18 protein-coding genes are annotated in these 15052 nt (G+C 61.9%); 8 read left to right on the top strand and 10 right to left on the bottom strand.

The features are described from left to right. Positions 1-2: 2 nt before the first annotated feature. Genes ACIQH5_RS07995 through sigE form a run of 3 tightly spaced genes read right to left on the bottom strand, consistent with a single transcriptional unit; the run spans position 3 to position 1975 of the window. Positions 3-383, bottom strand: coding sequence for a Sec-independent protein translocase TatB (locus tag ACIQH5_RS07995; protein WP_223940579.1), 381 nt, complete (start codon positions 381-383; stop codon positions 3-5). Between the two features lie 10 nt (positions 384-393). After that, positions 394-1344, bottom strand: coding sequence for a hypothetical protein (locus ACIQH5_RS07990; RefSeq protein ID WP_400401910.1), 951 nt, complete (start codon positions 1342-1344; stop codon positions 394-396). A gap of 7 nt (positions 1345-1351) precedes the next feature. Continuing rightward, positions 1352-1975 (bottom strand): RNA polymerase sigma factor SigE, encoded by a 624-nt coding sequence (gene sigE / locus ACIQH5_RS07985; protein ID WP_062072910.1) that lies wholly within the window; start codon positions 1973-1975, stop codon positions 1352-1354. Between the two features lie 235 nt (positions 1976-2210). Here sigE and ACIQH5_RS07980 point away from each other — a divergent pair, with 235 nt between their 5' ends. Further along, entirely contained in the window at positions 2211-2843 is a 633-nt protein-coding gene (locus ACIQH5_RS07980) for an O-methyltransferase (RefSeq protein WP_024817450.1), read from the top strand. An 85-nt stretch (positions 2844-2928) separates the two neighbouring features. Here ACIQH5_RS07980 and ACIQH5_RS07975 read toward each other — a convergent pair whose 3' ends face one another. The 4 genes from ACIQH5_RS07975 to ACIQH5_RS07960 all read right to left on the bottom strand — a co-directional run bounded on the left by ACIQH5_RS07975 (position 2929) and on the right by ACIQH5_RS07960 (position 5841). Then, positions 2929-3096 carry a DUF3117 domain-containing protein gene (locus ACIQH5_RS07975; RefSeq protein ID WP_009357720.1) on the bottom strand — a complete coding sequence of 56 codons (168 nt, stop codon included), beginning with the start codon at positions 3094-3096 and terminating at the stop codon, positions 2929-2931. Positions 3097-3322: 226 nt separating this feature from the next. Beyond that, a complete protein-coding gene (locus ACIQH5_RS07970; protein ID WP_400402482.1) occupies positions 3323-4525 on the bottom strand; it encodes a hypothetical protein in 1203 nt (400 codons plus the stop codon). A 116-nt stretch (positions 4526-4641) separates the two neighbouring features. Beyond that, a complete protein-coding gene (locus ACIQH5_RS07965; protein ID WP_400401906.1) occupies positions 4642-4983 on the bottom strand; it encodes a DivIVA domain-containing protein in 342 nt (113 codons plus the stop codon). Positions 4984-5001: 18 nt separating this feature from the next. Further along, on the bottom strand, positions 5002-5841 hold the full coding sequence (locus ACIQH5_RS07960; protein ID WP_400401904.1) for a TIGR00730 family Rossman fold protein: 840 nt from the start codon (positions 5839-5841) through the stop codon (positions 5002-5004). Positions 5842-6004: 163 nt separating this feature from the next. Here ACIQH5_RS07960 and ACIQH5_RS07955 point away from each other — a divergent pair, with 163 nt between their 5' ends. The 4 genes from ACIQH5_RS07955 to ACIQH5_RS07940 all read left to right on the top strand — a co-directional run bounded on the left by ACIQH5_RS07955 (position 6005) and on the right by ACIQH5_RS07940 (position 9280). Further along, positions 6005-6760: an amino acid ABC transporter ATP-binding protein gene (locus tag ACIQH5_RS07955; RefSeq protein WP_062072913.1), complete on the top strand. Its 756-nt coding sequence runs from the start codon at positions 6005-6007 to the stop codon at positions 6758-6760. 56 nt (positions 6761-6816) lie between these two features. Then, positions 6817-7692: a glutamate ABC transporter substrate-binding protein gene (locus ACIQH5_RS07950; protein ID WP_400401901.1), complete on the top strand. Its 876-nt coding sequence runs from the start codon at positions 6817-6819 to the stop codon at positions 7690-7692. Positions 7693-7784: 92 nt separating this feature from the next. Next, positions 7785-8435: an amino acid ABC transporter permease gene (locus ACIQH5_RS07945; protein ID WP_400401899.1), complete on the top strand. Its 651-nt coding sequence runs from the start codon at positions 7785-7787 to the stop codon at positions 8433-8435. Continuing rightward, positions 8432-9280: an amino acid ABC transporter permease gene (locus ACIQH5_RS07940; protein ID WP_400401897.1), complete on the top strand. Its 849-nt coding sequence runs from the start codon at positions 8432-8434 to the stop codon at positions 9278-9280. Before ACIQH5_RS07945 ends, ACIQH5_RS07940 begins: the two co-directional genes overlap by 4 nt. 80 nt (positions 9281-9360) lie before the next feature. Here the strand turns inward: ACIQH5_RS07940 and dapE are convergent, their stop codons facing one another. Beyond that, positions 9361-10485, bottom strand: a complete 1125-nt coding sequence (gene dapE, locus ACIQH5_RS07935; protein WP_062072921.1) for a succinyl-diaminopimelate desuccinylase — start codon at positions 10483-10485, stop codon at positions 9361-9363. 95 nt (positions 10486-10580) lie between these two features. Between dapE and dapD the strand changes: the two genes are divergently transcribed. Together dapD and ACIQH5_RS07925 are read left to right on the top strand one after the other, a co-directional pair. Continuing rightward, the gene (dapD, locus tag ACIQH5_RS07930) at positions 10581-11606 is read left to right on the top strand and encodes a 2,3,4,5-tetrahydropyridine-2,6-dicarboxylate N-succinyltransferase (RefSeq protein ID WP_400401893.1); all 1026 of its coding nucleotides are present in this window, start codon (positions 10581-10583) and stop codon (positions 11604-11606) included. 13 nt (positions 11607-11619) lie between these two features. Beyond that, the gene (locus tag ACIQH5_RS07925; RefSeq protein WP_400401891.1) at positions 11620-12462 is read left to right on the top strand and encodes a hypothetical protein; all 843 of its coding nucleotides are present in this window, start codon (positions 11620-11622) and stop codon (positions 12460-12462) included. Between the two features lies 1 nt (position 12463). Here the strand turns inward: ACIQH5_RS07925 and ACIQH5_RS07920 are convergent, their stop codons facing one another. Together ACIQH5_RS07920 and ACIQH5_RS07915 are read right to left on the bottom strand one after the other, a co-directional pair. After that, positions 12464-13075 (bottom strand): hypothetical protein, encoded by a 612-nt coding sequence (locus tag ACIQH5_RS07920; protein WP_400401889.1) that lies wholly within the window; start codon positions 13073-13075, stop codon positions 12464-12466. A gap of 108 nt (positions 13076-13183) precedes the next feature. Further along, the gene (locus tag ACIQH5_RS07915) at positions 13184-13810 is read right to left on the bottom strand and encodes a TetR/AcrR family transcriptional regulator (RefSeq protein ID WP_400401886.1); all 627 of its coding nucleotides are present in this window, start codon (positions 13808-13810) and stop codon (positions 13184-13186) included. A gap of 80 nt (positions 13811-13890) precedes the next feature. Here ACIQH5_RS07915 and galE point away from each other — a divergent pair, with 80 nt between their 5' ends. Next, entirely contained in the window at positions 13891-14931 is a 1041-nt protein-coding gene (galE, locus tag ACIQH5_RS07910; RefSeq protein ID WP_024817461.1) for a UDP-glucose 4-epimerase GalE, read from the top strand. Positions 14932-15052: the final 121 nt, after the last annotated feature.

The following is a 15052-nucleotide window of genomic DNA, read 5'->3' as shown; positions in this document are numbered from 1 at the left end:
GCTCAGGTCGCTTCGGAATCGAAGGGTGCGGCTTCGCCCTCGGCCAGCCGCTCAATGACCCGCACCGGGGTCTTGGGTTTGACGTCTACGGCAGCGGCAGCAGCGGGTGCTCCGGCACTGACAGGTTTCTCGTCATCAAGAAGTGCATCCTTGATGATGCGCCGGGGATCATACTGACGAGGATCATACTTCTTCCAGTCGACTTCATCGATGTCGATGCCGACTTCCTCTTTGATCTGCTCGCGGGCGCCGGAAGCCATCCGACGCACTTCCTTGACCAGGTTGGCGAGCTTTTGAGTGTATTCGGGCAAACGGCTGGGACCGATGACGAGTACGCCGATAATCAGAAGGAGTATGAACTCCGGGCCGTTGATTCCAAGCACGTTACGAAGATTACCTTGTCTCTGGTGCCGCTCCTAAACCGGCAGGACGGAGTATGGTCTGGAGGCCTCGCAGCACCCTTTTGTACCATGCCTCCTGATCCTCATGGGCCGGAGTCCTGGACATGGACTCCCCCGCACGGACGATTTCAGGGACAGCATCGTCTGCGCTGTCTGCCGGGAGGTCGGATGCGTAGCTGATAACAGCTGCCGGCATGGTGTAGACAGCCTTCCAGGGGCTTCCCTGCGTGACAGAGAGCCGCGCGGAAGTAGATCGCCCCTGCACGGAACCGTCCGCGGGCAGGTGTTCCTCCACGATGGTGGCATAGTGGCCGTTGCTTTCGAGCCTGATCTCCACCGCGGGATTGCCGTTGTGTCGGGTGGCCTGGGCGGATACTACGTGGAAGCCCATTCCGGACAGCTCGGGGCATGCCCACCCTTCTGCCCGAAGCGACTCCAGCTGCCCAGGGGTCAAACTGACCGCGCTCCCGGCTCGGAACGCAGGTCCCACCATGGCCTCGGCGGGGTTGCCCGTCCAGGCACCGGCAAGTGCGCTGGCGTTGCTTGTTCCCGCGAGGACTTGTGGCTCGGCATCGCCGGCGATCACGTAAGCGGACACAGCCAGGGCCCCTGCACTAACCATCAGGGTGCCCGCAGCGATGCCCGCGACGCGGAGACCCCGGAACCGTCGGTAGGGATATTGCGGCGATGGGTATTGAGGCGCTGATCCGGATTGCACCGGCTCGTTGGCCAGGCGTTCCGTGTGCTGGATCAATCGCGCGGCAAGATCCTGGCTGGCTTCAGGCACGGCCGAGCCACGGAGACGCTCAAGGTACTGCCGTTCGCGGCGGAGCGCGATCCGGCATTCGGCGCAGTGATGCAGATGCTCCGGGCTGCGTGTATGGCGCAGGGCAGCCAATCTGCGCCGGGAGAAGACTCCCGTGCGAAGGGGACGTCGAGGCATCGACACCCTAAAGAATGCTGGCGATGCGGGGCATCTTCAACCGCGGCTTGCGCGCCTCTGCAGGGCGGGGATCGCGGTGGGCAAGTTTCTCGCGGAGCATGGTCCGTCCGCGGTGGATACGGGACCTGACGGTCCCCAGTTTCACACCGAGCGCCTCGGCGACTTCGTCGTAGGAAAGACCCTCAAGATCACACAGCACGACGGCGGCACGGAAGTCCGGCGGGAGTTCCTCCAACGCCCGCTGGACGTCGAGGTCAAGGTTGTTGTGCTCAAAGCTCTGCTCAGGCCCGGGCTCACGGCCGGGCAAGCGGGATTCGGCATCTTCTGCGAGCGCATCGAAGCGGATCCGGCTCCTGCGCCGTGCCCCGTCCAGGAACAGGTTGGTGGTGATGCGGTGCAACCAGCCGTCCAAGGTTCCCGGTTTGAAGTTCTCGAGGGAACGGAAAACTCTGACGAAAACCTCCTGGGTGAGGTCCTCGGCGTCGTACTTGTTGCCGGTCAGGCGATAGGCGAGGCGATATACCTTGGCGGAGTGGTTTGAAACCACTTCCTCCCAGCTGGGCATGACCCAATCAGTAACGGCCTCAAGGCTTTCCGATGTTTGGACTGGCGCAGCATGCGATGCCGGCATCGTCCACTCCCCTCAAACTGTGGTTCACCGAATTTTCGGTGCCGCCCACCTCATGGATGACCGGAGCATTATCATCCCAAGTTTGTCTGGGAATTTCCTGACTGGCCGCCGTTTTCTCCGCAAGGCTGAAAACGGTGGTGGACACACCCCCGGAGAGCTGCCCGCAGCGGGTTTGCCGGTGCGGACACAGTAGTCTTGGTACAAACACCCCTCCCCGCGGAAAGCGAACCCCTTCATGAGTGCCGACAAGTCAAGCAGCTGGTCCTACGCAGAAGATCTGCCGGCTGAGGATGACGTGTTGTTGCGCGCCCGGGAGCGCTCCTTTGAACTGGGTGTTACCCCCATCAGCCCTGGCGTAGGCGCCGTCCTGACGGTACTCGCTGCCGCTTCCAAAGCGCAGACAGTGGTGGAAGTGGGCTCCGGTGCAGGCGTGTCCGGGGTTTGCCTCCTGCGTGGCCTCAGCCCGCATGCTGTGCTGACCACCATTGACGTGGACGTGGAACATTTGAAGGCAGCCAGGGAAGCATTCCTGGAGTCCGGCAGCCCGGCCAACCGTACCCGCACCATTTCAGGCCGTGCGGCGGATGTGTTGCCACGACTGACCGACTCCGCCTACGATCTGGTGTTCATCGACGCCGACAAGCCGAACTTCCCCAAGTATGTGGAACAGGCAATCCGTCTCCTGAAATCGGGCGGCACCCTGGTCATCAACGATGCTTTGGACAAGGATCGCGTCGCCAACCCGGCGGCCCGCGAAGCAACCACAGTGGTCCTGCGTCAGATTGTGAAAGCAATCCGCGACGACGAACGGTTGGCGTCGGCGATGCTGCCGACGGGCGACGGTCTCTTGGTGGCCGTCAAAAAGTAGGGCGCCTGCCGGAAGCATGAAAGCAGCTTAAACAAAAGCAGGGCCCCGGCTTGCCGGGCCCTGCTTTGTAAATCTATCCAAACGCCTATTCAGTAACGCCTACGAGGCATTCCTTGAGGTTGGCCGCTTCCGCAGCGTTGAGTTCGACAACGAGTCGTCCTCCGCCTTCGAGCGGCACACGCATGATCAAGCTGCGTCCCTCTTTGGTAACTTCCATAGGGCCGTCGCCGGTACGTGGTTTCATAGCCGCCATTAGGAAAATCCCCTCCATTTGTCCCAAGTCACGCCAACCCGGCCGGGCTGGTTCCGCGTCGCAATTGCAGCCGGCGGCACCGCTTGGGAGGCCGCCTTGGCCGGGCACTTTTCGGTGCTTTGTCCTTGCTCTTGGTCCATTATCCCGTAATTACCTGTCCGTAGCGAATCAAACGCGCATTTGTCCGGACTTTGTACATACTCGGCTTGCGCGGCAAACGTCCACGTCAGGGCGGATAGTCCCCGCCGCCGGGGAGCGGAGCCCACGCCCACAGCCACACCACCCAGACGATCTGGAGGAGGACGAACATCACCACCACGGTGCCCCGGTACGCTTTGGATTTGGAGAGCAGCGCCACCGCCAAGGCCAGCGGGAAAAGTGGCAGCAGCATTCTGAAGGTGCTGGTTTGGGGATGAAGGAAGACCAGCAGGTAGCCCATGTAGCAAGCGCACCACAGCCGCAGCTCAGTTCCCAAAGCCCTGACCGGCCTGGACATCATGACCAGCACAAAAACTGCTGCGAAGACGAACGGAGCAAGCACGCCCAACACAGGACCGAACAGCATCCGGCCAGTGTCGAACCACGGCTTGAAAGGCACAAGATCGTGTCCGCGCCACGCTGTTTCGGTGCGCGTGTAGGCCGTGAGTTCACCCGTGGTTGCCCAGGCAATGGCTGGCCACGCAAGAGCTCCAAGTCCCGCCGCGAGCACCAACGCCCCCAGCGAGAGCAAGCTGCGCACCGACGTCGCGTCGTCGTCACCGCCTGGAGCGGGGGCTGACAGCGTCCCCGAAGGCCTGAACCTCTGCCACAGACGCCAGAGCAACAGCAATCCCACCATGGCCGCAAAGGGAACGCCTGTGGGCCTGGAAAGACACATGAGGAGCACCACCGGAATGGCGGACAGATAACGGCGCCGCACCACCAGCAACAACGCACCGGACAAGAGCAAGAGATTCAAGGACTCGGCGTACGGGACCTGAAGGATCGGGGACACCGGAAAAGTGGAGACGAAGACGACACCCCACAGCGCCGCGCGCTTGCCTGCGAACTCACGGAACAGTTTGTAAATCACCAGGGCCGCACCCACACCTGCCAACATCGCGATGAGGGTGAGGGCAGGAAGGGTTCCCATCCCGGTGGCTGCGGAGAGACCCCGGGCCAGGAAGGGGAAGAGCGCATAGAAAGCCCAGGCATTTTGCTGGACGACGCCATTCGCATCCACGGGCAAGACGGAGGGATAGCCGTTGTCAGCAGCTTCCTGATACCAACGTCCATCCCAGATAGTGATGAAGTTCCAATAATCCGGAGCGGGCGGGAACCATGGGTTGGTTCCTTGGTGAATGGCTGCCGCCATGAAGATGCAGGCGCTGACCAGCCGGGCTGCGACAAAAATCAAGGTTACTTGCAGCCACCAAGGCCAGCCGCCCATTCGTGCTGCCGCGCTGGAAAACCCCAGGGAAAGCCGGTCCGCGGGTCCCCGCTGCCCTTGCGTCTGTGAGGCGGTTCCCTGCGAGGCAGGGGTCTGCGGGGCCGGGGTCTGCGAGCTCACTGCCGGGTCCGGCCGGTTTCGCCGTCCTCAAGACGCGGCTCAACCAGGGCGCCGAGGCGTTCGATCTCGCGGTCCTTGGCTTTCAGCTGATCCCTCAGCTCGTCCAGGACCTGGTCAACCTGGTCCATCCGGTAGCCGCGAAGGCCCAAGGCAAAACGCAGGGAATCCACGTCGGAGGGTTTGGCATCCTCCGGCAGCAGGACAGCCGGCAGGTTGGGCACGGGTTGTTCAAGCCCCGCTCCGATGGAGCGCCCCTTGACGATTCCGGCACCGAGATACAGCGCCGCACCAACGAGGACGATCGCGAGAAACACCAGGAAAAAGCTCACAGTGTCCATGGTGCCAGAAACAGCCGGCTACTCCGGGCGCTGGTTTCCATTAGTGGTAGGCGGAAGAGGAGCACCGTGCAGGACACGGTGCACTGCATCGGCAGGGTCATCCACCAACTGGATCAGGTCGAGGTCCTTCTCCGAGACCATGCCTTCGGCCACCAGGGTCTCCCGGATCCACTCGATCATTGGCCCCCAAAAACGAACACCGAGCAGGACTATGGGGAACGAGGTCACCTTGCGGGTTTGGACCAGGACCATGGCTTCGAACAACTCATCGAGGGTGCCGAGTCCTCCGGGAAGAACCACGAAGCCCTGGGCGTATTTGACGAACATGGTTTTGCGGGCGAAGAAATACCGGAAATTGATGCCCAAATCCACCCATTGGTTGAGTCCCTGCTCAAATGGCAGTTCAATACCCAGTCCTACGGAGACTCCGTTGCCTTCCACGGCGCCCTTGTTGGCGGCTTCCATGGATCCGGGGCCACCGCCGGTGATCACGGCAACTCCGGCTTCAGCAAGCTTGCGGCCCACGTCCACGGCCATCTCGTAGTACTCGGTTCCGGGTTTGGTCCGGGCTGAACCGAAGACACTGACGGCGGGTCCCAGATCAGCAAGGGCTCCGAAGCCCTCCACGAACTCACTCTGGATCCTCAGGACACGCCACGGATCGGTGTGGATGAACTGCCCTGCTCCGCTGGTGTCCAGCAAATGCTGGTCCGACATTCCCGTGTCCGCCTGTTTGCGTCGCAGCTCGAGGGAGCCTTTGTGCTTGGCGGGTGCGATGTCCGAAGGAAGCGGCACGCGGGTGCCCGTGACGCGACCGTTGGCATCCGGGTGGGGAACGGGGTGCTGGCTGATGCTCATTGCCCAAGGCTAGCGCGGATGAAGGCGTGCTCCGTGGCAGCGACCCGCTTCTTGCATTGCAGTCTGGTATATCGCTGTGGGGCAGGTTTCTGTTCAGTCACGATCTTCAGGAAGTTGCCGTGACCGTGGTCATATTTGCTTCTTTGTTCGCTAGATTCGTCGTATGACTACTCAAGCGTCCGGCGATGCCCTCGTCTCCCTGAATGGCGTCAATAAGCACTACGGTCAATTGCATGTCCTCAAAGACATCAACCTTCAGGTTAAGAAGGGTGAAGTGGTGGTGGTTATCGGACCTTCCGGATCCGGTAAATCCACTCTCTGCCGTGCGATCAACCGCTTGGAAACCATCGACGACGGCGACATCGCCATCGACGGGAAGAAGCTTCCCGAAGAAGGCAAGGACCTCGCGCACCTGCGTGCCGACGTCGGCATGGTCTTCCAGTCCTTCAACCTGTTCGCCCACAAGACGATTCTTGAGAACGTCACACTGGGTCCCATCAAGGTGAAGAAAGTGGCCAAGGGCACTGCCGACAAGGAAGCCATGGCCCTCCTGGAACGCGTAGGCGTTGGCCACCAAGCCCCGAAGCTTCCCGCCCAGCTCTCCGGCGGCCAGCAGCAGCGCGTGGCCATTGCCCGCGCTCTTGCCATGAAGCCGAAGGTCATGCTGTTCGACGAGCCCACGTCCGCGTTGGACCCCGAGATGATCAACGAAGTGTTGGACGTCATGATCCAGCTGGCCAAAGAAGGCATGACCATGATCGTGGTCACCCACGAAATGGGCTTCGCCCGCAAGGCTGCCGACCGCGTGGTGTTCATGGCCGATGGTCAGATCGTGGAGGACGCCACCCCCGAGGAATTCTTCACCAACCCGAAGAGCACCCGTGCCAAGGACTTCTTGTCCAAGCTCTTGACCCACTAGCTCCTTACCGCCAGCACCCCCGGCCGTAAGGCGGCCACCCATATGAAAGGAACACCATGAAGTCTCTTATTACCCGGAGGAAGTCACTCCTGGTGGCCGCATCGGCTGCGCTTGCTCTCTCGCTGAGCGCTTGCGGCGGCGGCAGCACCACCACCACGCCTGTTGCTTCGGCCAGCTTCGAAGCCGGCACCACCATGGAGAAGCTGAACAAGGCTCAGAAGATCACCATCGGTACCAAGTTTGATCAGCCCCTGTTCGGCCAGAAGGGCCTGGACGGCAAGCCGGTCGGTTTCGACGTCGAAATGGGCAAGGCAATCGCCGCCAAGCTGGGCATCGCCCCGGACAAGATCGAGTGGGTAGAGACCGTCTCCCAAAACCGTGAATCCTTCATTGAGCAGGGCCGCGTTGATCTGGTCATCGCTACCTACACCATCAACGATGCCCGTAAGGAAAAGGTTGCCTTCGCCGGACCGTACTACGAAGCCGGTCAGGCTCTCTTGGTGAACAAGGACGACAACTCCATCACCAAGCCTGAGGATGTCGCGGGCAAGAAGGTCTGCTCCGTCACCGGTTCCACCCCGGCCAAGACCATTGCCGAGAAGTACAACGCAGAAGTTGTCCCGGCCGCTACGTACACCGCTTGCCTGGAGCCGCTGCGCAACAAGCAGGTAGTTGCAGTAACTACGGACAACGTGATCCTTGCCGGCTATGTTGACAAGGAACCGGACGCCTTCAAGCTCGCTTCGGACGAGACCTTCACCAAGGAGCCCTACGGCATCGGCCTGAAGAAGGACGACACCGTTTTCCGTAACTGGATCAACGACCAGCTCGAGGCATTCCAGAAGGATGGCGAATACAAGAAGGCTTGGGAAGCCACTGCAGGCAAGGTCATTAAGACCACTCCTGAACTTCCTGCGATCAACCGCTACTAGTCGGGATCCGTCAGCTGCCGCTACCCACCTGGGTGGCGGCAGCTGACCACTCCAGGACCCTGTTCCCTGATTAGCTGCAGCCAAAGGAAGCCATGGACGCCGTCATAGCAAGCCTCCCCGAATATTGGGACGGATTTCTCCGCACCCTTTATCTCTCCGTAATTTCAGGAATCATTGCCCTTATTGTCGGCACACTCCTGGCGGCCATGAGGGTTTCCCCCGTGGCTGCACTGCGCGGTTTCAGCATGTTCTATGTTGAAGTTGCACGAAACACCCCGCTGACCATCATTTTCTTCTTCGCAGCCATAGTTCTCCCCCGACTGGGCGTTAAGTTCGAACAATTCGAAGTCGCGGCCATCATCGCGCTCAGCAGCTACACAGCAGCCTTCATTGCCGAAGCAGTCCGTTCCGGTGTCAACAGCGTACCGGTGGGCCAAGCTGAAGCTGCGCGCAGTATTGGCATGACCTTCACCCAGGTCCTGGGCTTCATTGTTCTTCCCCAGGCCGTCCGCACTGTCATACCCCCCTTGATCAACATCCTGATTGCCTTGGTCAAGAACTCGTCAGTGGCCGGTGCATTCTTCGTCCTCGAGCTATTCGGTTACGGCCGTAAGCTCTCCAACGACTATGGCGACCAAGTCCTCTGGATACTGCTCGGGGTGGCGTTCTTCTACCTCCTGATCACGGTGCCATTGGGCCTGCTGGCGCACTATGTTGAACGTAAGGTGGCGATTGCCCGATGACCTCGGTCCTTTACGACGTCCCCGGGCCCAAGGCCCGCCTCTATTCGCTCATCGGTTCTGCCGCGGGCGTTCTGATCATTCTTGGCATTCTGGCCATCGCTGTTGTCACCCTGGCGCAGCAGGGAATTTTCGACGCCGACCGCTGGGAGATCTTCTACGGCCCCATGGCGCCGGATGTCTGGAGCCTGATAGGCCAGGGCATACTGTCCACGCTGGCGGCAGCCGCGGTGGCTGCAATCATCGCCTTCCCCCTGGGTATTGCACTCTGCCTGCTGAGAATTTCCCTGATCTCCTGGGTCCGCATTCCCACCCAGATTGTGCTGGAGTTCCTGCGTGGCATGCCCGTAGTACTGATGATGTTGTTCATCCTGCTGGTCTTCGCCACCGGTCAGTTCCAGGCTGTTGTAGTGGGACTGACCCTTTACAACGCCGCCATCTTCGCTGAAATCCTCCGTGCCGGCATCCAGTCGCTGCCCAAGGGACAACGCGAGGCTGGTTTGGCGATAGGCCTCCGAAGCTTCCAGTCGCGGATGTCCATCGAGTTCCCGCAAGCCGTGAGGCGCATGCTTCCTTCCTTGGTTGCCCAGTTGGTGGTTCTGCTCAAGGACACCTCGCTTGGCTACATCGTGGGCTACGAGGAACTGCTGCGGAAAATCCAGATCATGGCCGACTTCCTCGGCCCTGACTTCCTGTTCCCGGCGTTCTTTGTGGGCGCTGCAATCTACATCCTGATCAACCTGACGGTGTCACGGATTGCCATCATGATTGAACGCCGCGGTTCCAAGAAAGCCGCCGGCGGAACAGCCCGCGCTACCGCTGCGGGAGCTGTACCGACGGCTAAGTAGCATGGACTGCATATAACAAAAGAAGGCCTCCGGTTCTTGAAACCAGGGGCCTTCTTTGTTGTCCAACAACAATCGGGAAACTACGGCGCCAGCCACGTCCTCAGTGCACGGAGGCACTCACGGATGGCATCGGCGTCGACGTGCTCGTTGTCCTTGTGCGCCAGCAGAGGATCGCCGGGGCCGAAGTTCACCGCCGGGATGCCCAGTTCACTGAAACGCGCGACGTCGGTCCAGCCGTATTTGGGTTTGGGCTCGGCACCCACTGCGGCGACGAAGGACGCGGCGGCGGGGTGATTAAGTCCGGGCCTCGCGCCGGCAGCAGCGTCTGTACGGACGACGTCGAATCCTTCCAGAAGGTCCCTGACGATGGCCTCTGCCTGGTCCGGATTCTTATCCGGAGCGAAACGGTAGTTGATCTCCACCACGCAGCGGTCCGGGATGACGTTCCCTGCCGTGCCCCCGTTGATTTTCACGGCGTTGAGGCTTTCGCGGTAATCCAGGCCGTCCACGTTGATGGTCTGCGGCTCGTAAGCGGCGAGCCGCGCCAGAATAGGTGCTGCGGCGTGGATCGCGTTGACGCCCATCCAGGCACGCGCAGAGTGGGCTGTTTCGCCGATGGTGGTGGCTTCGAAACGGCTGGTTCCGTTGCAACCGCCTTCCACTGTGCCGTGCGTGGGCTCCAAAAGGATCGCGAAATCGCCCTTTAGCAGATCTCCGTGGTTCCGAACCAACCTGCCCAGGCCGCTCTTGACCGCTTCCACCTCTTCATGGTCGTAAAAAACGAAGGTGACGTCTTTGTCCGGCTGCCCACCGTCGTCGAAGAGTGTTGCCGCCAGCGCAAGCTGCACCGCCACGCCGCCCTTCATATCCGTGGTGCCGCGGCCGTACAGCACGCCTTCACCCGGAACACCGGATTCCCAGGTGGCTGGAACGGTGCCCAGTGAACCCTCAACAGTAGGCAGGGGAACGGTATCTAGGTGGCCGGCCAGGATGACGCGCTCAGGGCGGCCAAGTTCGGTTCGCGCAATGATGGCGTCGCCGTCCCGGATCACGGTGTAGGCGGGCATGGTGCGCAGCGCGGACTCGACGGCGTCGGCGAGTTCGGTCTCGTTGCCGGAGACACTGTTGAAGTCAATGATCGCGGCGGTCAGGAGTGCTACGTCCTGGCGAAGGTCAAGGATGGCGGGTGCAGGGTTCAGGGTCACCCGTCCAGCCTAATCCCCGGAAACAACCACAAATGCGACTTCTACGGCATGAGACGGGTTTTAACCGACCTCTGCCTGCTGGATAGACTTGGCCCATGACTGAAACTGCTTCCTCTGCTGTGCCCGCAACCGCGCCCGCCAACCCCCGATCGGCTTATGGCTTCGGCCTCGCCACCATCGCCACCTCGGCTTCCGGGGAAGCAACCGTGCTGGACGTCTGGTACCCGGCACCCGCACTTGGTGTTGCGGCCGATACCCTCCGTGACGTTGAGAACGCCGACCCCGCGCTCACTGCACTGGCCAACGACGGCAAAGATGCCGATCGTGGGACGGAGCAGAAAGTGGTCTTCGCGCAGATCGACCTCGACGCCGCCCCCGCAGACACTGCCGATGCTTACCTGCGTTTGCACCTCCTCTCCCACCGCCTGGTCAAGCCGAACAGCATTAACCTGGACGGCGTCTTCGGCAAGCTGCCCAACGTCGTGTGGACCAACTTCGGCCCCGCCGCCGTTGACGGCTTCGAACTGACCCGCGCACGCCTGCGCAAGCGCGGCAACGTGGTGGTCTACGGCGTGGACAAGTTCCCGCGCATGGTTGACTACGTGGTGCCCGCCGGTGTGCGCATTGCCGACGCCGACCGCGTCCGCTTGGGCGCCCACCTCGCCGAGGGCACCACTGTGATGCACGAAGGCTTCGTGAACTTCAACGCCGGCACCCTGGGCACCTCCATGGTGGAAGGCCGCATCTCTGCTGGCGTTGTTGCCGGCGACGGTACGGACGTCGGCGGCGGAGCGTCCATCATGGGCACGCTCTCCGGTGGCGGCAAGGAAAAGATCTCACTGGGCGAGCGCGTCCTGCTCGGCGCCAACTCCGGCGTGGGCATCAGCATCGGCGATGACTCCGTTGTGGAGGCCGGCCTCTACGTCACCGCCGGTACCCGTGTACGGGTACCGGGCCCCAAGGACGAGAACGGCGAGGACACCAGCCAAATCATCAAGGCAGTGGAACTCTCCGGCGTCCCCAATCTCCTGTTCCGCCGCAACTCCACCACAGGCGGCGTGGAAGTCCTTCCGCGCAAGGGCCAGACCGTGGAGCTCAACGAGGCTCTCCACGCCAACTAGCAGGAGACACTCAATGCGCCGGTTCCGCCGCGCCATGGTTGCGGTGCTGGCTTTGGCCCTCGTAGCAGGTGCCATCTTCGCAATAGTTGCAGTGCTGCAGCGCTCCGAGACACTGGTCACGGAGCGCTGCTTCGCCGTAGTCGGCCCCGAAAGCCATGAGCTCGCCACAGACCAGGCAGCGAACGCTTCGCTCATCTCCGCAATCTCCGTGCAGCGAGGACTTCCACCACGCGCGGCAACTATTGCCCTGGCCACGGCCATGCAGGAGTCCAGGCTGCGCAACATCAATTATGGCGACGACGCCGGCCCCGATTCCCGTGGCCTGTTCCAACAGAGGCCCTCGCAAGGCTGGGGAACCGAGGAACAGGTCATGGACCCCGTCTACGCCGCGAATGCGTTCTTTGATGGCTTGGTCAAAGTTCCAGGCTACGAATCCATGGAGATCACCCAGGCCGCCCAAGCGGTCCAACGTTCAGCTTTCCCCCGCGCTTATGCCCAGCATGAAGGCATGGGCAGGGCCTTCGCTTCTGCTCTCACCGGGCATTCCGAGGCCGCGCTGAACTGCGAACTGCGCATGCCCGAAGCGGCTGGCGACCCTGCCGCCGTCGTCGATGAACTCACGACGGCGTTCGGCACCCAAGCGGCCACCGTACAGGGCCGCTCGGTTCAGCTGGAGGTAGGTGGAACACGGGCCTGGGCAGTGGCTCATTGGGCAGTGACTAATGCCAAGACCTTGTCCATTACGCAGGTGGACGTTGCTGGCCAGACGTGGAACCGGGAGAAGCGTGACGGCTGGAAGCCCTCCGCTGCGCCCGCTGAGACGGTAACCATCACCGTTTCGGCCCCGGCCACCTGAGTCAGGCGAGAATCTCCACCACGGGTTGGACGTAACTGCGGAACACATCGGGCTCGGAGAGCAGCTGGTGGCTCATGATCATGGTGCTCGGTTCCAGATACCAGGCCCGGGGCTCATTGAGTGGCAGTTCAATGATGGTGAGTTCGAAGTCCCGGGAACTGCGTCCGACCTCCAGGAGCCTGTCCTCCACCATTTCGTTCAGAACCTGCGTCACCCCATTGGCTTCACGGGCGGCCTCGAGGTTGGCATACTCGTCGATCCTGTCGGTGGCCCATCCCAACGCTGAGCCAAAATGTGCCTGCAGGACGCGCTGAAGTGCCGGTGAGTTGCCAAATGCCTTGAAGCTCGGGGGCGCAAGCTCCGAAGAGGGGTTCGGGTAGGACTTGAGGAGGCTTTCCCACCAGGCTTCCCACTCTGTTTTCAGCGCCGGCAAACCCCCTACGTCAGAGGTGAGGTGCTTATGGTCAGCGTGTCGGACCTTGGGATCTGCATGCGAGAGTGCCGGCTTTCCTGCACCATCCAGGCCTGCAACATCACGTAGGTAGAGGGCTATGAGCATCGGCCCGGACGTATCCATGGTGATGCGCCATCCCGGGCCGCCTGACTCGTGCATGCGATTTCCTCCCTTTGGCAGGTCCCCGACACGTTCCAGTCTATTCCCGATGACTCCAGACGGTAATGGAGTTGTCAGGCTCTTGTGGGCTCGGCGGCCCCATCACCCTTAGCGGCTGGCAGTGACGGCCCTGAGAGACCGCAGATGAGCCGTGAGGACGTCGCTGCACATCTCTGCGGTCATCCACTCGGGCTGCAGCAATGCGTGCATGCACAAGCCGTCCATGGTGGCCAACAGCCTTTCCGCTTCGGTCACGAGGTTTTGCTGTGCGTCGGCTTCACCCGGATTCAGGATCATGATGAGGCGGCCCACGACGGCGGCCACGGTGCGGTGGCTGCGTTCGGCTTCGGCGGCCAGGACGGGCTTGATCCGGGCAGCGTGCCGGAACGCCATCCATACGCAGGCGTCCACCGCGAGCTCTTCGTCCAGGGGCAGGAACTGGCCGAGGAGGTTCAGTACAGCATTGTGTTGCTCGGGGCTCTCGGGCGCCGCACCCTCCACTGAAGCAAGGGCCGTCTCAAGGCGCCCTGCTATGCGATCGATGACTGCTCCAAAGGAAAAGACCAGAAGCTCATCGCTGCTGGCGAAGTAGTGGCGCACCGAACCAACAGCCAATTCTGCTTCGTCAGCCACTTCCCTCAGTGATGCCCGTTCCAAGCCGTCGCTTGCAATGATCCGGAAGACGGCTTGGACAACTTCATGGCGCCGGGCTTCGGCATCAACAATTTTGGGCACTAATTGTTTTTAGCACGAACGTGCTTCAACACCGCTCAACACAGAGCGGCGTGGCTCCAATTTCCGATAGCGTAGGAACCATGAAAATTCTTGTCACGGGTGGCACCGGCTACATCGGTTCCCACACCGTTTTGTCCCTCCAGGAAGCCGGCCACGACGTCGTTGTGCTCGACAACCTCGTGAACTCCAGCGAGGAATCCCTCCGCCGCGTTTCCGAGCTCACCGGCAAGACCGCCGCCTTCCACAAGGTTGACCTGGTAGATGAGCCCGCAGTTGAGGCAGTCTTTGACCAGCATCAGATTGACGCCGTGATCCACTTCGCGGGCCTGAAGGCCGTGGGCGAGTCCGTTCAGGAACCCTTGGCCTACTACTACAACAACATCGTGGGCACCCTGAACCTGCTCCGCGCCATGGACAAGCACAACGTGCGTTCCATCGTCTTCAGCTCCTCCGCTACGGTCTATGGTGAGCACAACCCCATCCCGTACATCGAGAAGATGGAAATCGGCGCCAACAACCCGTACGGCCGCACCAAAGAGCAGATCGAGGACATCCTCTCTGACCTTGGCAACGCGGACGACCGCTGGCATATCGCACTGCTGCGCTACTTCAACCCCGTGGGCGCACACCCGTCCGGCCGCATTGGCGAGGACCCTCAGGGCATCCCGAACAACCTCGTCCCCTTCATCGCACAGGTAGCCGTGGGACGCCGCGAGAAGCTCATGGTCTTCGGCGGAGACTACGACACCCCCGATGGCACAGCCCAGCGCGACTACATTCACGTGGTTGACCTGGCCGACGGGCACGTAGCAGCCCTGAACTACATCGCTGAGCGCGCCGGCGTCCGACGCTGGAACCTTGGCTCCGGCCGCGGCTCCTCCGTCCTGGAGGTCCTGCGGTCCTTTGAGAAGGCCGTGGGCCAGCCCATCCCCTACGAGATCACCGGCCGCCGGGCCGGCGACCTCCCCGCTTTCTGGGCGGACGCTTCCTCCGCCCTCGCGGACCTTGGATGGTCCACCACCAAGACCGTGGACCAGATGTGCGAGGACCACTGGCGCTGGCAGAAGAACAACCCTTACGGGTACAACGCCGCTCAGCCTGCCGCGGCGAACAACGCCTAGTCTGCAAGCACCGCAACCAACGACGGCGGGCGGGGGCCCCGCGGGGGGGGGGGGGGCGGCCGGGGGCATGTAGGGGGGTACCGGGGGGGTGGGGGGGGGGGTGGGGTGCCGCCCCCCCGGG

The sequence above is a fragment of the Paenarthrobacter sp. NPDC091711 genome (genome assembly GCF_044756605.1).
GTDB lineage: Bacteria > Actinomycetota > Actinomycetes > Actinomycetales > Micrococcaceae > Arthrobacter.
This window is presented reverse-complemented; position numbering and strand designations above follow the sequence as displayed.